Here is a 19,314-nt window from a genome sequence, read left to right as displayed (position 1 = left end):
TGTGGCTGTTATTGCAGGGTGCGGCTCGGAGAAAACTCACCGGCAAGCATGCGTTCGCGCAGCGATTCCAGCAAGGCTTCCGCACTGTTTTCGCCGTGAAGGCGAATAGTCTCACGAAGGGCATGAATGATGGCCGTATCGGCAATGATTTCCGGCTCGATGCCGTCTGCCATGCCATCGGCCCAAGCTTCATTATGGTACTCCAAGGCCGCCTGCATCTTTTCGTGGACGATCATATCGTCGATGTCATTGAGGCTCGGTTCCATTGTTTTTTCCTCGAACTGCATGCCTTACTGCCTAGTTAACAACTCTATCAGCCTTTTCCCAAAACGACACGTCCGCGAGTGAAAAGAGGTTAATTAAACGTTAATTTCCAAAGCGAGACGTTATTTCTGTGGCGAGTGTTGCGCCTTCGTTACGGTAGCGCTCTTCTGCCATGATCGCGGCCGGTGTGCAATCCGTATAAACCGAGGCGAAGGCGCGATAGCCGCGATTGAAGGCTGCGGTAAGCTTCTCCTTGCGCTGCGGCTCGTCTTTCGCTTCCGAATCAAGCAGTTGCTGCATGTGCAACCGCCACTTGTCTCCGTTTTCCGCCTTGCACAGCGTCCTTAGATAATGCACGGATCCAAGCACTTCTGCGAGGCGAGAGAGCTTGTCGTCGTAGGGCACCGTGACCGTTTTTGGTGCAACCGTTTCCGGCAGCGTGGGAGCTGTTTGGCCCTGTGCCCGGGCAAATATCGGTATGGCCGTGCCGGCGCAGAGAACTACAGACAGGAACGCGCGTCGAACGGGAATCATGGAGATAGTTGATACCTTCACGATGACGGGAACAAGGCATTGCGCTGGATTTCCACCTGCTTATTCTCCCGCGCTATTCGCTCCGCGCATTCCAACACGCTCTGCGGCGTCGGCAGCCTGCGGATTTCATCGACGGTGTACCAGCCAAGCGCAACTGCATCGTCGGCCGCGACCGCAAAGGCTGCTTCGTCCGCATCGACGAGAAAGACGGAGAGATGGAAATGGCTGCGCAAGCTTCCGTCGGGGGCGTGCGTCTTCAGGTCATAGGTCGCGAAAGGCTGTGGATCGCGAGCGCAGATACCCGTCTCTTCCTCGAATTCGCGCAATGCCGTTTCCTCGGGCGTCTCGCCGGGCTCGGCTCGCCCGCCAGGGAAGGCATACATGTCGACGGATGGCGGATTGCGCCGCAGTACCAAGAGAAATCGTCCGTCGCGTTGTAGGATACCCGAGGAAGCGGCTGTTGGAAGGGAAGTCATGAAAGGATACCGTTTGTTGCGTGCCGGTCGATGCGCTTGCTTGGCTCCATGCTCATTCCGTCGTTTAGCGAGCGGAGCGATTCGAGGGGAGCCTTCGTGATTTATATCATCTATGCCGCAGCCGCCCTGTTCGAGATTGCCGGGTGCTTTGCTTTCTGGGCACGGATCAGAATGGCCAAGCCTGTCTGGTGGCTTGTACCGGGGAATGGTTGCACTGGCTCTCTTTGCGTGGCTGCTGACCCTGATACCCAGTCAGCCAGCCAGTCGAACTTTCGCCGCCTATGGCGGCATCTATATCGTCGCCTCCCTGATCTGGCTTTGGCTCGTCGAGAACCGCGTCCCGGATCGATGGGATGTCGGCGGCGCGCTTGCCTGCCTTTGCGGCACCGCGATCATCCTCTTCGCCCCTCGATGCTGAGCCAGCGCTTGACTGGCAAAGGGCAGGGTGCAAAGACATCGCCATGTGTGGACGATATGCGCTGACGGTATCTCCTGAAGAGCTGATGGAAATCCTCGGCGTGGTGGACCTCGATGATTTTCCTGCGCGTTACAATATCGCGCCGACGCAGCCGATTCTTGTTGTCGTTTCGGGCGACACTCCGGAAAGGGGGAGCAACCTTCCCGACCGGCGCGCCGTGCTGGTACGATGGGGCTTCACGCCCGGCTGGGTAAAGGACCCGAAGGCGTTTCCGCTGTTGATCAACGCCCGCTCCGAAACCGCGATCGGCAAAGCCTCGTTTCGTGCAGCCATGCGGCATCGACGCGTGCTCATTCCCGCCTCCGGCTTCTACGAATGGCATCGCCCCTCCAAGCAGAGCGGTGAGAAATCCCAACCCTATTGGATCAAGCCTCGGCGCGGCGGCATCGTTGCCTTCGCCGGCCTGATGGAGACTTGGTCCTCGTCCGACGGCTCGGAGGTCGATACCGGTGCAATTCTGACGACGGCTGCAAATTCCGCCATCGCGCCGATCCATGATCGCATGCCTGTGGTCATCAAACCCGAAGACTTTTCCCGCTGGCTCGACTGCAAGACACAGGAGCCACGCGATGTCGCCGATCTCATGCGTCCGGTCGAGGCGGATTTTTTCGAGGCGATCGCGGTCTCCGACAAGGTCAACAAGGTTGCCAATATGGGCTCCGATCTGCAGACGGCCGTCGCCGTCGAGAAGCCGCCTTCGCCGGCAGAGAACAAGCCGGATAACGGCCAGCTAAGCTTCTTCTGATTTCCTATTCCCGCCTTCTTCACTTCCGGAAAATCACATGTTCTCCATCTCGGCCGCACTCTCCGGCTTCTTCCTCGGTGCCTCTCTCATCATCGCAATCGGCGCACAGAACGCCTTCATTCTGCGCCAGGGGGTGCTGCGGTCGCACGTCTTCATTCTCTGCCTGATTTGCGCACTGTCCGACGCTTTTTTGATTGCCGCCGGCGTCGCGGGCCTCGGAACGCTGGTATCCCGGTCGCCCCTGCTGATTTCGGTGGTTACCCTCGGCGGCGCGATCTTCCTCGGATCCTATGCCGCCCTGGCCTTCCGGCGTGCGCTTGATCCGGGCACAATGCAGGCAGGTTCGCCGCAGGTCCTTGGCCTGAAAGCAGCCGTGGCAACCTGCCTGGCGTTCACGTTTCTCAATCCGCATGTCTATCTGGACACGGTCGTGCTTCTCGGAAGCCTGTCGGCGGCTTACGAGGGGGCGGACCGCATAGCCTACTCCGCCGGAGCGGCAGCGGCTTCATTCATCTGGTTTTTCGGATTGGGGTACGGTGCACGCCTGCTGCAGCCGGTTTTCACGAAACCCGCCGCATGGCGGGTTCTGGACGTGGTCATCGGTATCGTCATGGGGCTGTTGGCAACCAGCCTGCTTGTCCGATTTTTCGCGGGCGCCTAGGCGGTCTTCTTGACCAGGGCCGGCTTGCTCTTCAGCATCAGGGCTGCAGCAAGAACGGCCTTGAGGCCGAGCGGGCGGTAGTTTGCGCTGAGATCGGTCGTCTGCGGCTGTTCGGCGCTTGTCTTTTTCGGGGTCACAACTCTCTCCTTACGTGCTGTCCCTAGACTCTTATAATTATTGCTCTTTTGTCTGTAATAGCGACAAAATGGAGGCGAGCCCCATCAGGAATTATGTACGCAAACCATAATTCGCGAGCCTTGAGCCAGGCATTTCGAGCGAGGAGCGATAGAGAGCCTCAGATATGACGGCCGATGTCGTCTTCACCTACCCCCGGTTCTTCGATCGTCAGAGTGCCGTACTTGCGCTTCCACTTTCGGGCGCCGAAGGGAAGCGTCAGCAAATAGATAACGGCGGTGATGACCATGACCTCCCAGGTGAAGCTCGACAGCAGCGCGACATAGAGAACGACGCCGAGCATCATGGGCAGTACGAGGTCGCGCCGCAACTTGCTGCCCTCGGACTTTCCCGACCAGACGGGCAATCGGCTGATGAGCAGGAAAGCGATGAGCACGGTATAGGCGGCCGAAATATAGGCGAAGGTCTTGTCAGTGGTCAGCCCCAGGAAGCCGACGTAAACAGGCAGCAGCACGAGCATGGCGCCAGCCGGGGCCGGAACGCCGACGAAATACTCCGACTGCCACGTTGCTTTGTTTTCACGCTCGGCCATCACATTGAACCGAGCCAAGCGAAGTCCTGCTGCGATGGCGTATATGAGTGCCGCGATCCATCCGATCGATCGGGCCTGATCCAGCGCGAAGACATAGACCACAAGGGCTGGCGCGACACCGAAGTTGACGATATCGGCGAGCGAATCCATTTGGGCGCCGAATTTCGACGTCGCCTTCATCAGGCGCGCGACCCGACCGTCGATACCGTCGAGAAACGCTGCGAGCAGCACCATTCCCACGGCGAGTTCGTAGCGATTTTCAAAGGCAAGACGAATGCCGGTCAGTCCGGCGCAGATCGCCAGAATGGTGATGAGATTGGGAACGACCAGCCGAAGCGGTATCTCGCGAAGCCGCGGTCCGCGCGCCGAATCGTCAAGCGGGCCGTTTGGTTCGAAAGGCGGGAAGGGCGTTTCCATGTCGCGCTCCAATCGTTCTTAGCTGCGACGGCTTACGACCGCGCCCTTGGCGGAGCCGAACTCGGCCAGCACAGTCTCGCCGGCGATCGACGTTTGCCCGAGGGTAACGCGCGGCGAGGCGCCTGCCGGTAGGAAGACGTCGAGGCGCGAGCCGAAGCGAATGAGGCCGAAGCGCTCGCCGGCATCGAGCGGCTCATTCGCATTGGCCCAGCAGAGAATGCGGCGTGCGACGAGACCGGCGATCTGAACGACGCCGATCTGGCCGTGTGCCGTTTCGATGACGAGGCCATTGCGCTCGTTGTCTTCGCTCGCCTTGTCGAGTTCGGCGTTGACGAAGCTACCGGAGCGATAGTTGATACTGACGATACGGCCGCGCATCGGAGCACGGTTCACATGGCAGTTGAAGACGTTCATGAAGACCGAGATGCGCAGCATCGGCTCGGAGCCGAGGTTCAGTTCGGCCGGTGGTATCACCATCTGGACAGACGAAACCTTGCCGTCGGCCGGCGAGATCACGAGATCGTCGTCCTGCGGCGTCATGCGCTCCGGATCACGGAAGAAATACACGCACCACAGCGTCAGGAGCAGGCCGATCCAGAACAGCGGCTTGAACAGCCAACCCAGAATCAATGAGGCGACGAAGAAGGCGGCGATGAAGGGATAGCCTTCCTTGTGCACCGGAACGATCGTGTTGCGAACCGTATTGAACAAGCTCATGTATGCCGCTCTCCTAGCGTTTTCGTATCCGCTGGTTACAGGGAAACATTGGCGGGGGCAATGCTGGTGCCCCCTAGTGCACATCTATGGTAGGTTTCTGAACAGCAAAACGCTGGCGCGGCTGATCCGTCTGGGTTTCAGGTTGCTGGCGCCAGTCTGTTTACGACCCCCATGTCATCGCTCTCACGCACCTGCTTCAGATGCTCCTCTGCCTGCGTTGCCTCCCGCTGGCGGCTCCACATCGAGGCATAGAGACCGTTTTTGAGCAGAAGCTCCGCATGCGTGCCGCGTTCGGCAATCTCGCCACTCTTCAGGACGATGATTTCGTCCGCGCCGATGACCGTCGACAGGCGGTGGGCGATGACCAGGGTTGTGCGATTTTTGGAAACAACGTCGAGCGCAGCCTGGATTTCGCGCTCTGTCGTGGTGTCCAGGGCAGAGGTGGCTTCGTCCAGGATCAAGATCGGCGGGGCCTTGAGGACGGTCCGGGCGATGGCGACGCGCTGTTTCTCGCCACCTGAGAGCTTCAAGCCGCGCTCGCCCACCTTTGTATCGAAGCCTTCCGGCAGGAGATCGATGAAGTGGGCGATCTGGGCGATCTCCGCGGCCGTCTTGACGTCCGCTTCGCTGGCGGAAGGGCGGCCATACCGAATGTTGTAGGCGACGGTGTCGTTAAACAGCACGGTGTCCTGCGGGACCATGCCGATCACCGTTCTGAGGCTCTTCTGGGTAACCTTGCGAATGTCCTGGCCATCCACCGTGATCGAGCCGCTCTGAATGTCGTAGAACCGATAAAGCAGGCGCGACAACGTGGATTTGCCGGCGCCGGAAGGCCCGACGACGGCGACCGTCTTGCCGGCCGGCACGTCGAAGGATATCCCCTTCAGGATTGGTCGCGCCGCATCATAGGCGAAATGGACGTCCCTGAAGGCAATGGCACCCATGCCAATGTTCAAGGCCACTGCATTGGGCGCATCCTTCACTTCGGCCTGCACTTCCAGAAGGTCGAACATCTGCTCGATATCGGTCAGGCCCTGTCGGATTTCGCGGTAGACGAAGCCGATGAAGTTCAGAGGCACGGAAAGCTGCAGCAGCATGGCATTGACGAAGACGAAATCGCCGACCGTCTGCTCGCCGCGCTGAACGGCAAGCGCGGACAGGATCAACATCACCGTCGTTCCGAGACCGAAGATGACACCCTGACCAAAGTTCAGCCAGCCGAGCGATGTCCACACGCTCGTTGCCGCTTTCTCGTAGCGTTCCATCGACGCATCGAAGCGCTTCGCCTCCATCTCTTCGTTGCCGAAATACTTGACGGTCTCGAAGTTGAGGAGAGAGTCGATCGCCTTGGTGTTAGCGTCGGTATCGCTGTCGTTCATCGACTTGCGAATGGAAATGCGCCAATCGCTCGCCCGGATGGTGAACCAGATGTAAGCCCAGACCGTGAAGGCAGTCACTGCTAGGTACGAAAAGCCGTAGCCCCACCAGAAGATGACCGCCGTCAGCAGGAATTCGATGAGTGTCGGCACCGAGTTCAGGATGGTGAAGCGCACGATCGTCTCGATGCCCTTCGTGCCGCGCTCGATGATACGGGAAAGGCCGCCCGTCTTGCGCTCGAGGTGAAAGCGAAGCGAGAGCTCATGCATGTGCACGAACGTCTTGTAGGCGAGCTGTCGCACCGCATGCTGGCCGACGCTGGCAAAGAGTGCATCGCGCATCTGGTTGAGGGCGAGCTGAATGAGACGGGTGAGATTATAGGCGATCACCAGCGCCGTCGCGCCAACGAGCAGATCCGGCACCTTGCCCGCAAGGTCCATCTTCCCGTTCAGCGCGTCGGTCGACCACTTGAAGAAGTAGGGAACCAGTAGCAGCACGAACTTGGAGACAAGCAGAAAGACCGAAGCCCAGACCACCCGCATCTTCAGATCGGGACGGCCGGAAGGCCACATATAGGGCCACAGATTCAAGAGTGTTTGGAGCAGGTTGGAGTCTGAAACCGTTTTGCCGTTTGCCATGCATGTCTCCGGCCCACAAAGGGCTCTGGCCGTGTCGCGATGTCGGCAAATTGGCAGGGGCGACGCTTGAAAAAACCGCCGCCGAACGTGTCGCCGTCACCGCCAGATAAGGTGTCGGCCGGAGCAATACAACATATGGATGCCACAGGAAAAGACAGGCCGGCTGTCATATTGACGCCGGCCGGTCGCTTGTTGCTTCCTATTCATGCTGGCCCGACATCCGCTTGCGGTGCAGCTCTTCGGCATTCGGCAAAGCGTCCTTGGGCAGGCCGAAGATTTGGCCCGGCAGAATGCGGTCGGGGTTCGTGATCTTGTCTTCGTTGGCCACGTAGATCGTCGTATAGCGCACGCCCAGGCCGTAGACGCGTCGGGAGATCTGCCAAAGCGTGTCGCCCCGGCGGATGATCACGGTGTCCTTGCTCTCCTGCAGCGGTGCCTGCTCGATCGTTGCCGGCTGGCCACTCGCCACTTCATTTGTTGCCGGAGCGGAAGGAGCGGCTGCTGGCGGTGCTAGTTCAGCAAGCATAGGGCCGAGTTTGCCGACTGCGTCGCCGACGGATTTGGCATCCTTCGGTAGGGCTTGCAGCATCTTCAGGGCCTTGGTGGCAGCAGTGGATGCGTTTGCTGCTCGCTCCTTGAAATCCGCCGTCGCATCCGCCGCAACAGGGAAATCGATGATGGAGCGCAGTGCAAATTCGTTGGCGGAGCGGGCCGCGGCAAGCTGCTCCGTACCCGGGATCTTGCCATCGGCAAACAGGCCGCTCAACAGCGCGAATGCTTTGCTGAGATCGTTCTTCAGTTTGCCAAGCGCACCTTCGTCGAGCGTGACAACCGGGGCGGGGCTGTTGGCGCCAGCGGTGCCGCTCTGGGCTGCGACAGTTACCTGGTTTCCTTCTGGTCGATTGAAATTGACCGAAGCGCGAACGACAACCTTGCCGGCATTGTCCACGACATCGACGCGGATCTTGTGATCGCCGACAGCCAGCGGCATCACGCCGTCGATCACGAAGTGGCCGTCGGGGCCGGCAGTGGCCTTGCCTATCAAATTGTCATCCGCATAGGCAAGCACCTGCGCCGAAGGCTTTGCCATCCCCGCGACGAAAATCCTGTCGCCTTCAATCTCGACAGCGTTCACCATGACGTCGGTTGCGGCCGGTGCGGCAGCCCTTGGGGCGCCTGCAACGCCTGACGGGTCGGATGCCGCTGCCGAGGCCTGATCCGCCGGTGCAGTGTTGCTGGCAACAACCGGCGCTCCTGCGGTCGGGGCTGTGATGATGCGGCTTGCGGTGCCCGGCCTGGAGACCATGGCAAGCAACTCCGAACCTTTGCCGTCCTTCGGTACCGAAACGGTAGCGACCTCCTCGGATGTCGAACTCCTTCCGTCCTTGCCGGTTGCTTTCAGCAGCAGTTGATGGTCCCCTGCCGGCAGGGGATTGTCGAGAACGGCTGCAAAGTCGCCGCCAGCGCCGGCCTCGGTGGTCGTGACGACCTTGTCGCCGTCGATGATCTCAATCTTGCTGTTCGGCTCTGCTGAACCGGCGATCACCGTCGAGCCATCCGGCTCGACACGCAGAACGTCGAAGGTGGGAAGTTTCGGGCCGGCATTGGCAGTGGTTTCCGCAGCGGGGCCGGGGGTCCCTTGGGCCCCGTTGCCCTGGTTGCCTGCCGCAGGAACCGCAGGTTCTGGCGCGCCCGTCAGGGCCGCCTCGGCCTTGGCAACAGCGGCCGCAGCGTCCGCGATATTCTCCGGCAGCGCTTCTACGATAGCGAGCGCCTTGGCAGCCCCTTCCTTCGCCTTGTGAACAGCCGCTGCGGTAACCTGGTTTGTCCCCTCTGGCACGGCGAAGTCGGCAAGGCCCTGGAGCGATGTCGTCGCCTTGGACTTGGCGGTTCCGAAAACCTCTTCGGTTGGCCCCTTGCCATCGGCGAAGAGCGCCTTAAGTTCTGTGAGCGCCTGTCCGGCTGCGGCGGTCGCAGCGCCGAGTTCTTGGGTCGTGGCGGCATCGTCCGGCGCTGAGGAGCGCGATGTCTTTGCAGATTCCGTAACTGTATTCTTGACCTCGGAGCCGGCCTGGTTGATCGCGTCGCCAACTTTCGCTGCGTCGCCGCCGATGCGGGGCATGACGAAAAAGACCATCAACAGAATTGCGATTACGAGTACTGCAAGGGCCAGCAAGCCGGCACGGTTTTTCATCATTAGGTCTCCCCAGGCGGCAAACTTGCCGGACTTCCTAAAATTGCTAGCGATTCCCGTTGCTTTGCACAAGCAGTCAAACTAGCCATGCAAATGTAAGAAGCAGGTTTTCCGTCATTTTTCTTGACTGGACGCGGAGAGGATAGTTGTTTGCGGCTATGACAGATCAATCTCATTCCGTTCGCTCCATTTGCGTTTACTGCGGCTCGCGCCCTGGTCGTGATCCGAGCCACATGGCCGCTGGCCGTGCTCTCGGCAAGGAAATCGCCGAATACGGCCTGCGCCTCGTCTACGGCGGAGGCACAAAGGGCATCATGGGAGCGGTTGCGAGCGGCACGCTTTCGAACGGCGGTCAGGTGACCGGCATTATTCCCGAGTTCCTGATCGACATGGAGGCGACGCGCCACTCCCTCGGCCAGCTCAACGAACTGATTGTAACCCCTGACATGCATGTGCGCAAACACACCATGTTCGAACGCTCCGATGCCTTTGTCGCTCTGCCGGGCGGCATAGGCACGCTTGAGGAGATCATCGAGATCATGACCTGGGCGCAGCTCGGGCGCCATGAAAAGCCGATGGTGTTTGCCAACATCAACGGCTTCTGGGATCCGATGATGGAGCTGCTGCGCCATATGACGGACGAGGGCTTCGTACACACCGCCCACCGCGTCCAGCCGCTCGTCATCGACGACGTGTCCGAGATAATCCCGGCGATCATGGCGAGGGCCGCGGAACTGGCATCTGCCGATCGCGACGGCGAGGAAGCGGTTATCTCGAAGATGTGAGGCGGGCCGCTATCGCTCGCGGCTCCCTTTGAACATCGACCAGGTATAAAGGACAAGACCGGCCCAGATGAGCGGGAACGCGATCATGCGCGCAGTCCCGAGCGGCTCCTTGAAGATGAAGACCGCGATCAGGAAGATGATCGTCGGCGCTATGTACTGCATGATCCCGATTGTCGACAGACGCAGCAGCTTTGCGCCGTTTGCATAGATCATCAGCGGCACGGCGGTAATGATGCCGCAGCCGAGCAACAACGCGGTATCCGCCATGCCTGTGCGATAGAGATGTCCTTCCCCGCTGCCGAATTCCAGGTACAGGATATAGATCAACGCCGGCACGCTCAGGAGCAGCACTTCCAGGAAGAAGCCCTGATTGGGGCCAAGCGGAAGCGTCTTGCGGAAAAAGGCGTAGAAGCCCCAGGTGATCGTGAGCGTCAGTGCCACCCACGGAACGCCTCCGTTGTCGACGGCGAGGATCACGACGGCAATTCCGGCCAAGGCGATCGCTGCAATCTGAGCAGGACGAAGCTTTTCTTGAAGCAGAACGGCTCCGAGGAAGATGCTGAACAGGGGATTGATGAAGTAGCCGAGCGCCGCGTCGAGCGAGTGGCCGGCGCCGATCGCCCAGACGTATGTCCCCCAGTTGATGGTGATGAGCACGGCCGTAAGCGAAGCCATCGCCAGCATCCGCGGCGAGCGCAGCGCCGGGCGGATATCTTGCGTGCGACCGAGAACGAGCAGCACCAGTCCCGCCAGCGGCAGCGACCACAGAATGCGGTGCGCGATGACTTCGGCGGGTGAGATATGAGCGACCGCTTTCATGTAGATCGGCAGGAAGCCCCATAGCAGGTAGGCAGTCAACGCGAAGGCAAAGCCGCGCGGACTGTCTTCGTTCTTGATCAGTGGAGCGCTTGCATCGGCGGACATCGGGTGTTTCCATGATTATTCCAATTATGGAGCCGATTATCGCAACGGCTGTGAATGGGCCAATTCATTTCAGTGAACGGATGCCGGCCGATGTCGCAGCAGGGTGAGACAGATGGACAAAAGAGCTCTTGCGATCTGCCGCAGTGCGTTTGCCGCTCACATGCTGGCGAAAGAGGGCATTGCGGACGACAATGCTCTGTTGCATGCCTTCGCCACGGTCCCGCGTGAACGCTTTCTCGGGCCGCCGCCCTGGAAAATGGCACATTGGGCCGGCTATGTGGATGTTCCTTCGAGTGATCCCGCGGCCGTTTACCAGGATGCGCTGTTTGCTCTCCAGCACGAACGGCAGGTCAACAACGGCAGTCCGAGCCTGCACGCGCGAGGCCTGCACAGGCTCACTCTTCGAAACGGCGATAAGGTGTGCCACATCGGTGCCGGCAGCGGGTACTATACTGCCATGATCGCGTTGATCGTCGGCCCGCACGGTAGCGTCACCGCTGTCGAATTCGATGAGGCACTAGCGAAACGCGCGAGGGACAATCTCAAGGACTACCCCAACGTTGATGTCATCTGTGGAAATGGGCATGAGTGGCCACGAGAAGCCGTGGACGCGATCTATGTGAATTTCGCCGTTCACCGTCCCGCTGATCCATGGATCGAGCGCTTGAACATCGGCGGCCGATTGATTTTTCCCCTGGGAGTTCCAGATGTCGACAGCGATGGCCGGTCGACCGGTCTTGCGTCCTATGCAGGCTTCTTTCTGGTGGAGCGCCGAATGCAGGCCTACGGCGTCGAGTACCTCGGTCCTGTCGCCTTCGTTTGGGGGGAGGCGACCACAGGAACATTCGAAGGCTACAGAAAGCTTGAGGCGGCGTTTCGCAAGGGCGGGATGCATGGTATCCGCGCCCTGCGATGGAAGACGAGGCCTTCCGCGGAAGAATGGTATACGCAGCCGGACTGGGGCCTCGTCACCACTCGCTAGGAGGGGAAGCACTACTCGGCGGCGATCTTGCCGGCCAGGTGGCGGTTCTTCATCAGCTTGTAGATGACCGAATCCATCAGCGCCTGGAAGGATGCGTCGATGATGTTCTCCGATACGCCGACGGTCCACCAGCGAACGCCGTCGCTATCTGTCGATTCGATCAAGACGCGGGTGATCGCTTCCGTGCCGCCATTGAGGATACGTACCTTGAAGTCAGCAAGGACAAGGTCATCGATTTCGTGCTGATATTTGCCGAAGTCTTTACGCAGCGCGAGGTCGAGCGCGTTGACCGGACCATCGCCTTCCGCAACCGACATCACCGTGCTGCCATCGATGACCAGCTTCACGACGGCTTCCGAGACGATCTTCACGCGTCCATGAGAATCGAATCGCCGCTCGACCATCACGCGAAATCCCTCGACCGCGAAGAATTCCGGAATGGTGCCAAGTGTCCGGCGGGCCAGCAGCTCGAAGCTCGCATCGGCACCTTCGTAGGCGTAGCCGGACGCTTCACGTTCCTTAACCAGCGTGACCAGCCGGTCAAGCTTCGGATCGTCCTTGCCGACTTCGATGCCGCGGCGCTTCAGGGCGTTGATGAAGTTCGCCTTCCCACCCTGATCGGAGACCATGACCTTGCGGAAATTGCCCACGCTTTCCGGCGTTACGTGCTCATAGGTGCGCGGGTCCTTGAGCAGTGCCGACGCATGGATGCCTGCCTTCGTCGCGAATGCCGACGCCCCGACATAGGGCATCTGGTGATCCGGCGACCGGTTCAGAAGCTCATCGAAGGCATGCGAAAGCCGTGTTAGGTTCAGCAGGCGGTCGGCATCGATCGAGGTTTCAAACCGGGATGCATAGGTTTCCTTCAGCGCCAGCGTCGGGATCAGCGTCACGAGATTGGCATTGCCGCAGCGTTCACCGATACCGTTGAGCGTGCCCTGGATCTGCCGCACACCGGCCTCCACGGCGGCCAGCGAATTGGCGACCGCCTGGCCGGTGTCGTTATGCGCATGAATGCCAAGACAGTGACCGGGAACGCCGGCGGCAACGACGGCCTCGACAATGGTCCGGATCTCCGGCGGCTGGGTGCCGCCATTGGTGTCGCAAAGGACGACCCAACGGGCGCCGGAATCATAGGCGGCCTTGGCGCAGGCGAGTGCATAGGCCGGGTTGGCCTTGTAGCCGTCGAAGAAATGTTCGCAGTCAACCATCGCTTCTTTGCCGGCCCCGACGGCCGCCTTGACGCTTTCGGCGATGCTTTCGAGGTTTTCTTCATTGGTGCAGCCGAGCGCGACCTTGACATGGTAGTCCCAGCTCTTGGCGACGAAACAGATCGCATCGCTCTCGGCCTGAAGCAGGCTCGCCAGCCCGGGATCGTTGGACGCGGAAACGCCGGCGCGCTTTGTCATGCCGAAGGCGACGAACGAGGCCCTGGTCGTCCGCTTCTCGCTGAAGAAGGCCGTGTCCGTGGGGTTGGCGCCGGGGTAGCCGCCCTCGACGTAGTCGAGACCGAACTCGTCCAGCAGGATTGCGATTGCAATCTTGTCCTCGACCGAAAAATCGATGCCGGGCGTCTGCTGGCCATCGCGGAGCGTCGTGTCGAAGAGGTAGATCTTTTCGCGTGTCATGGTGTTCGTCCCGTCGCGGCCCTGCGGCTCGTTATTGTTTTCCGGCAAAACTGTCCGTGGCGCGGATCAGTTTGTCGAGGATGCCGGGCTCCGAATAGGCATGGCCAGCGCCTTCGATCAGATGGAAGTCCGCCTTCGGCCAGGCCTTGTGGAGCGACCAAGCATAACGCGCCGGGCAGGGCATGTCGTAGCGGCCATGCACGATCACACCAGGAATATCCTTCAGTCTGCCGGCATCGCGAAGAAGCTGCCCCTCATCCATCCAGCCTGCATTGACGAAAAAGTGGTTCTCGATGCGGGCGAAGGCGTATGCGAACTCGGCGCCCTCGAATTTGCCGCTCGTCGAGGGCTCCGGCAGCAAAGTGATCGTCTCGCCCTCCCAGATGCTCCAGGCCTTGGCTGCTTCGAGACGCACGGCCTTGTCGGCGTGCGTCAATCGCCTGTTGTAGGCGAGCATCATTTCATGGCGTTCTTCCAGCGGGATCGGTGCGACAAAGCGCTCCCACTTGTCAGGAAACATTTCGGAGACGCCGAACTGATAGTACCAGTCGAGCTCGGCTTTCGTCAGCGTATAGATGCCGCGCAGGATCAGTTCGGACACCCGCTCGGGATGTGTTTCGGCATAGGCGAGCGCCAGCGTCGAGCCCCACGAACCGCCAAAGACCTGCCACTTCTCGGCGCCGGCCATTTCGCGCAGCCGCTCGATGTCGGCAACGAGATCCCAGGTCGTGTTGGCGTTGAGGTCGGCATGCGGCGTGGATTTGCCGCAGCCGCGCTGGTCGAACAGTGTGACATCATAAAGGGCGGGATCGAAAAGCTGGCGGTGGCTGGGCGAAAATCCGCCGCCGGGGCCGCCATGCAGGAACACCGCTGGTTTGGCGCCGGGCGTGCCGGAGCGCTCCCAATAGATGACGTGGCCATCGCCGACATCGAGATGACCGCAAGCGTAGGGTTCGACTGCGGGATAGAGCGTACGCAGGACTTCAGTCATATCTTCACGCCTTCGGATGGCCAAATGTTGGTATCGTGGTCGGGATGCTGGAAGGAGATGATCGCCTCCTGCCGCGAATAGAAATCGGGGTCGGTGTGAACTGGCTGGTCGAAGATCGTCTCGACCCACGGGATGCGCGCGCCGTAGTTCACCTGGATCCGGGGGGCCAGATCGCTGAGGTCGTCGAAAGTCCCGATTGCAAGCTCAAGCCCGCCGGGATGCCGATAGGTCATCGGCGTGCCGCAGTTCTTGCAGAAGCCACGCTCGATGTTGACGGAGGATTGGAAATAGCTGGGCTCTCCGCGCGTCCATTCCATGCCCTCGTCGGGCGTAGTCACCAGCGCCGAGAAGAAGCCGCCGAACTGTTTCTGGCACATGCGGCAATGGCAGATCGACGGACGTCCGAGCTTGCCGCTGATGCGGAAACGCACGGCGCCGCATTGGCAACCGCCGGTTCGAATGGGTTCGCTCATGATGATGCTCCGCTTGGCCAATGGGGTGTATCGTGATCGGGGTGCTGGTGATTGCTTGCCGCAATCGCGCTTTCTCTCGCCGGCGTTTCCGCATCGGGTTCGACCGGCAGGCCGTCCAGCTCGTGAAACCACATCATTTTGCGTCCGGTATTCGATTGCATCACCGGCTTCACGCTGTTCGGATCGTCGAGTGAGCCAAGCACGACATTGATGAAATCGGCTCCGGGAACGTCGTAAAAGAGGGGCGTTCCGCAGGTCCCGCAGAAGCCGCGGCGCACGACATCCGAGGAATGAAACCACGTCGGCTCTCCGCGCGTCAGGGCGAAGTCCGCTCTCTGCGCGGCAGCAAGCGGCATGAAGTAGTTTCCCGCCGCCTTCTGGCACATGCGGCAATGGCAGAGATGCGGATAGCCAAGCGCGCCGGCAGCGCGATAGCGAACCGCGCCGCATTGACAACCTCCAGCAAGAGCCGCCGTCGTCACGAGTGCTCCTCTTCCGGCCACGCTACCGTGTCGTGATCGGGATGCTGATAGGAGACGATTTCGAGCACGAAAGGTGCTGCCTGGGCGTCTTCTTCCGTAAGGCGCGCGGGAAGCTCATGCAGATGATCGACAAAGCCGATCTTGCCCTCGATTCCAAACTGGATGACGGGGGGCAGGGCGGCCGGATCATCGAACGCACCGGCCGCTATTGCGATACCATCCGGCGCCTCATAGGTCAGTGGCGTGCCGCATTCGCCGCAAAAGCCGCGCTCGACGTAGTTGGACGAGCGGAATTTCTTCCGCTCGCCGCGCGTCCACTCCAACTCCGCGCCCCGCGCGGAAACGAGTGGCGCGTAGTAGGCACCGAACGCCTTCTGGCACATCCGGCAATGACAGATCGATGAATCCTTCAGCGCGCCGCGAACGTGAAAACGGATCGCCCCACATTGGCATCCGCCGGTATAGGTGGTCATCGCTTCACCTCCCATTGCGTCATGCGCTCGCCGGTCGCCGCATCCTTGCCGTCCTTTAGCTGGATGCCCTCTGCCAGCAGCGTGTCGCGAATGCTGTCGGCCTCGGCGAAATTCTTCGCCTTCAACAGTTCAAGCCGTGCCTTGACGCGCCTGTCGATCTCGATGGCGACAGCCTCGTCGATTTCGGCAGCTTGCGGCAGGACACCAAGCAACTCGGCGCTTGCGGCAAAGGTCGCGTGGTCGCCGGAGTGCGCGAGCGCGTGAAGAGCCTGGATCGCCGCGACCGTATTCAGGTCATCGGCCAGAGCGTCGACAACAGCCGGATCAGGCTTCGCGTCACCCGCTTCGGCTGCCGGCCACTTGGAAAGCAGCCGTTCCGCTTCTTCCAGCCGCTTGATCGAGAAGTCGATCGGCTCGCGGTAGTGTGTCATCAGCATCGCAAGGCGCAGCACTTCGCCTGGCCATTGGCGGCCACCGAATTTCTCGGTGTGCAGCAACTCGTAGATCGTGACGAAGTTGCCCTCGGACTTCGACATCTTGCGGCCTTCGACCTGCAGGAAGCCGTTGTGCATCCAGACATTTGCCATGACCTTGGTGCCATGCGCGCAGCGCGATTGCGCGATCTCGTTTTCGTGGTGCGGGAAGATCAGGTCCAGTCCGCCGCCATGGATGTCGAAGACATCGCCGAGATAGCGTCCGCTCATGGCAGAGCATTCGATATGCCAGCCAGGGCGTCCGCGACCCCAGGGGCTTTCCCAGCCAGGTTCGCTTTCGCTTGACAGTTTCCAAAGTACGAAGTCGCCGGGGTTTTTCTTGTGTGCATCGACGGCGATGCGGGCACCCGCCTGCTGCTCGTCGAGATTGCGCTTCGAAAGCTGCCCGTATTCCGCCATGGATTTGGTGTCGAACAGCACTTCGCCGGCCGCCTTGTAGGCATGGCCGTTGGCGATCAGCTTCTCGATGATTGCGATCATTTCGGCGATATTGTCGGTCGCACGGGGCTGCACGGTCGGCTCGATGCAGCCGAGTGACCTGGCGTCGTCCAGAAACTGCCTCTCGGTCTTCTCGGTCACGGCCCGGATCGCCTCGTTGAGCGACAGGCCGGGATAGTCTCGCAACGCCCGGGCGTTGATCTTGTCGTCGACGTCGGTGATGTTGCGCGCGTAGGTCACACGATCACCGCCATAGACGTGGTTCAGCAGCCGGAACAGCACGTCGAAGACGATGACCGGGCGGGCATTGCCGATGTGGGCGAAGTCGTAGACGGTCGGGCCGCAGACATACATGCGGACATTCTGCGGATCGATCGGCGCAAAGGCCGTCTTCTCGCGCGTCAGCGTGTTGTACAGCTTCAGTTCCGGCGTTTTTGATTCCGGCTGACCGGCCATTTCTACTCTCCCAAAATGCAATGATCCGAAAAATACTTCCACCGGCGGGCCGGGGCGTTTCTCATCTTGGACTTTTAGGAGACGAAAACGGCCAGGCCAGCGAGCGCGCTAGCGAATAATCTTCCGGCAGATGATGCAGGTAACCGTTTTCATGGCGGGTTTTATGGCCCGGCTTTGATGTTTGGTCAAGGGGGTGAGGCGCGGTCCGGCGCAGCCGGAGCAATCGATCCGGCGAAACGATTGCAGCACCGAACGCCGGAGGCGAAAGTGCAGGGCTCGCACGTTGCCACACATCACCGCGACTGCAAAACTCTGCTGGACAAGTACCGATCCCTGCTTGAGGAACCCGCGTGAGGCCCCTGCATCAAACCATGACAGCCATTGCCATTTTGGTAGTCGCATCCGTGTCGTACCTCACATACGATCGCGTCATGGCACCGTTCGCTCCCCCCTCGCTCGAAGACTATCCCCTACAGGGAATCGATGTCAGCCACCATCAGGGCAGCATCGATTGGAAGAAGCTCGGCACGCAGGCGAATGTCCGCTTCGCCATCATGAAGGCGACCGAGGGCGGAGATCACAGGGACACGCGATTTGCAGAGAACTGGCAGGCGGCAAAGGAAGCCGGCATCGTACGCGGCGCCTATCACTTTTTCACCTTCTGCCGCCCCGGCCGCGAGCAGGCCCGGAACGTGCTCGCAACGGTGCCAGCGGAGCCGGGCACTCTGCCGATCGCGATCGATCTGGAGTTCACCGGCAACTGCGGCAAGGTCCCGACACGCGAAGAGCTCCGTGCGGAGATCGGGGCGTTCCTCGCAGAATTGAAGGGAGCCTATTCCGGCAAGCCGATCTTCTACCTCAACCAGCAATTCTACGATCAATACCTGAAGGACAACGAAGCCAGCTTTCCCGACCACTATCTCTGGCTGCGGCGCATCGCGGAGGAGCCGGATCAGGGAGATTGCGGCCACTGGTCGATATGGCAATTTTCCGACAACGCCACCCTGGAGGGCATTGAGGGGCCAGTCGACCTCAACGTCCTATGTCCGTCGGAAAAGGATTTCGCTCACCTGTTTCCGGCACTGGTTGCTGAACAGCCCGCGGACTACTCGGGCAGCCGGTAGTCCACAAGCTTGCTCTCGCGCACGATGAACAGCTTGCCGGTCTCGGTCACATCGGGTCCCACCAGCGGCAGGATCGCCTTTGCGACTTCGGATGGGTGTGGCAGGGTCTCGGGGTTTTCGCCCGGTACGGCCTGCGCGCGCATCGCGGTCCGCGTCGCACCCGGGTCGACGCTTGTGATGCGAAGCGGCGTGCTCTGGCTTTCCCCGGCCCAGGTGCGGGCAAGCGCTTCCACCGCGGCCTTGGAGGCGGAGTAGGGCCCCCAGAACGGACGACACTTGTGGGCGGCACCCGACGACAGGATGACCGCGCGGCCGGCATCCGAGCGTGCCAGCAGCGGATCGACCGAGCGGATCAGCCGCCAGGTGGCCGCCACGTTGATGTTCATCACCTTCTCGAAGGTCTTCGCCTCGATATGGCCGATCGGCGAGATCACGCCGAGTACGCCGGCATTGGCAACGAGAATGTCGAGCTTGCCCCAGCGCTCGAAGATCGAGGCGCCGAGCGCGTCGATCGCGTTCATGTCGGCAAGATCGAAGGGAACGAGCGTCGCGGAGCCGCCGACTGCCTTGATGGCGTCGTCGAGATCCTCAAGGCCGCCGACGGTGCGGGCGCAGGCAATCACATGTGCGCCGGCCTTGGCCAGCTCCAGTGCCGTGAAGTAGCCGATACCGCGCGACGCACCGGTGACGAGTGCGATGCGGTTCTTCAGGTCGATGGTCATGGTCGTATCATCCGTGTCTATTGCGCGGAAGGGGATTCCCTCCCTTATTCCCGTGCTTGTGACAGAAATCCAGCCGCGGCGCGTCGGCGCCGTGAATGACTCATCTTATGATTT

Annotated in this window: 21 protein-coding genes and 1 pseudogene; 6 read left to right on the top strand and 16 right to left on the bottom strand. The window is 60.7% G+C overall.

Annotation, left to right across the window (positions count from 1 at the left end):
• Positions 1-8: 8 nt before the first annotated feature.
• From AC1DMK_RS10140 to AC1DMK_RS10130, 3 genes are all read right to left on the bottom strand, one after another.
• On the bottom strand, positions 9-266 hold the full coding sequence (locus AC1DMK_RS10140) for a hypothetical protein (protein WP_037063989.1): 258 nt from the start codon (positions 264-266) through the stop codon (positions 9-11).
• A 100-nt stretch (positions 267-366) separates the two neighbouring features.
• Positions 367-822, bottom strand: coding sequence for a TIGR02301 family protein (locus AC1DMK_RS10135; RefSeq protein WP_477858922.1), 456 nt, complete (start codon positions 820-822; stop codon positions 367-369).
• Positions 816-1,274 (bottom strand): NUDIX domain-containing protein, encoded by a 459-nt coding sequence (locus AC1DMK_RS10130; RefSeq protein WP_037063924.1) that lies wholly within the window; start codon positions 1,272-1,274, stop codon positions 816-818. Before AC1DMK_RS10130 ends, AC1DMK_RS10135 begins: the two co-directional genes overlap by 7 nt.
• Positions 1,275-1,370: 96 nt before the next feature.
• Here AC1DMK_RS10130 and AC1DMK_RS10125 point away from each other — a divergent pair.
• The 3 genes and pseudogenes from AC1DMK_RS10125 (at position 1,371) to AC1DMK_RS10115 (ending at position 3,158) form a co-directional block, all read left to right on the top strand.
• A pseudogene (locus AC1DMK_RS10125) lies at positions 1,371-1,692 on the top strand (YnfA family protein).
• Between the two features lie 43 nt (positions 1,693-1,735).
• Entirely contained in the window at positions 1,736-2,497 is a 762-nt protein-coding gene (locus AC1DMK_RS10120) for an SOS response-associated peptidase (RefSeq protein WP_037063922.1), read from the top strand.
• A 37-nt stretch (positions 2,498-2,534) separates the two neighbouring features.
• Entirely contained in the window at positions 2,535-3,158 is a 624-nt protein-coding gene (locus AC1DMK_RS10115; protein ID WP_477858715.1) for a LysE/ArgO family amino acid transporter, read from the top strand.
• Here AC1DMK_RS10115 and AC1DMK_RS10110 read toward each other — a convergent pair.
• The 5 genes from AC1DMK_RS10110 to AC1DMK_RS10090 form a co-directional block, all read right to left on the bottom strand.
• Entirely contained in the window at positions 3,155-3,295 is a 141-nt protein-coding gene (locus AC1DMK_RS10110) for a hypothetical protein (RefSeq protein WP_196246770.1), read from the bottom strand. The two genes, AC1DMK_RS10115 and AC1DMK_RS10110, sit on opposite strands and share 4 nt — an antisense overlap.
• A gap of 158 nt (positions 3,296-3,453) precedes the next feature.
• The gene (pssA, locus tag AC1DMK_RS10105; protein WP_037063918.1) at positions 3,454-4,302 is read right to left on the bottom strand and encodes a CDP-diacylglycerol--serine O-phosphatidyltransferase; all 849 of its coding nucleotides are present in this window, start codon (positions 4,300-4,302) and stop codon (positions 3,454-3,456) included.
• Between the two features lie 18 nt (positions 4,303-4,320).
• The gene (locus tag AC1DMK_RS10100) at positions 4,321-5,103 is read right to left on the bottom strand and encodes a phosphatidylserine decarboxylase (protein WP_477858714.1); all 783 of its coding nucleotides are present in this window, start codon (positions 5,101-5,103) and stop codon (positions 4,321-4,323) included.
• Between the two features lie 53 nt (positions 5,104-5,156).
• On the bottom strand, positions 5,157-7,034 hold the full coding sequence (locus AC1DMK_RS10095; RefSeq protein WP_037063914.1) for an ABCB family ABC transporter ATP-binding protein/permease: 1,878 nt from the start codon (positions 7,032-7,034) through the stop codon (positions 5,157-5,159).
• A gap of 199 nt (positions 7,035-7,233) precedes the next feature.
• A complete protein-coding gene (locus AC1DMK_RS10090) occupies positions 7,234-9,231 on the bottom strand; it encodes a LysM peptidoglycan-binding domain-containing protein (protein ID WP_477858712.1) in 1,998 nt (665 codons plus the stop codon).
• A gap of 155 nt (positions 9,232-9,386) precedes the next feature.
• On the opposite strand from AC1DMK_RS10090, the gene AC1DMK_RS10085 reads away from it, so the two are divergent.
• Positions 9,387-10,013, top strand: a complete 627-nt coding sequence (locus tag AC1DMK_RS10085; protein ID WP_080725544.1) for an LOG family protein — start codon at positions 9,387-9,389, stop codon at positions 10,011-10,013.
• Positions 10,014-10,022: 9 nt separating this feature from the next.
• On the opposite strand, the gene rarD is transcribed toward AC1DMK_RS10085, so the two are convergent.
• Positions 10,023-10,937, bottom strand: a complete 915-nt coding sequence (rarD, locus tag AC1DMK_RS10080; protein WP_477858710.1) for an EamA family transporter RarD — start codon at positions 10,935-10,937, stop codon at positions 10,023-10,025.
• Positions 10,938-11,049: 112 nt separating this feature from the next.
• Here rarD and AC1DMK_RS10075 point away from each other — a divergent pair, with 112 nt between their 5' ends.
• Positions 11,050-11,919: a protein-L-isoaspartate O-methyltransferase family protein gene (locus AC1DMK_RS10075; protein WP_477858708.1), complete on the top strand. Its 870-nt coding sequence runs from the start codon at positions 11,050-11,052 to the stop codon at positions 11,917-11,919.
• An 11-nt stretch (positions 11,920-11,930) separates the two neighbouring features.
• Here the strand turns inward: AC1DMK_RS10075 and cimA are convergent, their stop codons facing one another.
• Genes cimA through cysS form a run of 6 tightly spaced genes read right to left on the bottom strand, consistent with a single transcriptional unit; the run spans position 11,931 to position 17,354 of the window.
• A complete protein-coding gene (gene cimA, locus AC1DMK_RS10070) occupies positions 11,931-13,547 on the bottom strand; it encodes a citramalate synthase (protein ID WP_477858706.1) in 1,617 nt (538 codons plus the stop codon).
• 31 nt (positions 13,548-13,578) lie between these two features.
• Positions 13,579-14,538: a prolyl aminopeptidase gene (gene pip, locus AC1DMK_RS10065; RefSeq protein WP_037063904.1), complete on the bottom strand. Its 960-nt coding sequence runs from the start codon at positions 14,536-14,538 to the stop codon at positions 13,579-13,581.
• Positions 14,535-15,011, bottom strand: coding sequence for a GFA family protein (locus AC1DMK_RS10060; protein WP_477858704.1), 477 nt, complete (start codon positions 15,009-15,011; stop codon positions 14,535-14,537). Before AC1DMK_RS10060 ends, pip begins: the two co-directional genes overlap by 4 nt.
• Positions 15,008-15,514 carry a GFA family protein gene (locus tag AC1DMK_RS10055; protein WP_477858703.1) on the bottom strand — a complete coding sequence of 169 codons (507 nt, stop codon included), beginning with the start codon at positions 15,512-15,514 and terminating at the stop codon, positions 15,008-15,010. Before AC1DMK_RS10055 ends, AC1DMK_RS10060 begins: the two co-directional genes overlap by 4 nt.
• On the bottom strand, positions 15,490-15,966 hold the full coding sequence (locus AC1DMK_RS10050; protein ID WP_477858702.1) for a GFA family protein: 477 nt from the start codon (positions 15,964-15,966) through the stop codon (positions 15,490-15,492). Before AC1DMK_RS10050 ends, AC1DMK_RS10055 begins: the two co-directional genes overlap by 25 nt.
• Complete coding sequence (gene cysS / locus AC1DMK_RS10045) at positions 15,963-17,354, bottom strand: cysteine--tRNA ligase (protein WP_037063896.1); 1,392 nt, start codon at positions 17,352-17,354, stop codon at positions 15,963-15,965. The genes AC1DMK_RS10050 and cysS overlap by 4 nt, the downstream gene beginning before the upstream one ends.
• A 371-nt stretch (positions 17,355-17,725) precedes the next feature.
• Here cysS and AC1DMK_RS10040 point away from each other — a divergent pair, with 371 nt between their 5' ends.
• Positions 17,726-18,478, top strand: coding sequence for a glycoside hydrolase family 25 protein (locus AC1DMK_RS10040; RefSeq protein WP_477858699.1), 753 nt, complete (start codon positions 17,726-17,728; stop codon positions 18,476-18,478).
• On the opposite strand, the gene AC1DMK_RS10035 is transcribed toward AC1DMK_RS10040, so the two are convergent.
• A complete protein-coding gene (locus tag AC1DMK_RS10035; protein WP_037063891.1) occupies positions 18,460-19,200 on the bottom strand; it encodes an SDR family NAD(P)-dependent oxidoreductase in 741 nt (246 codons plus the stop codon). The two genes, AC1DMK_RS10040 and AC1DMK_RS10035, sit on opposite strands and share 19 nt — an antisense overlap.
• Positions 19,201-19,314: the final 114 nt, after the last annotated feature.

This window comes from Rhizobium sp. 05L419, assembly GCF_056397845.1.
This window is presented reverse-complemented; position numbering and strand designations above follow the sequence as displayed.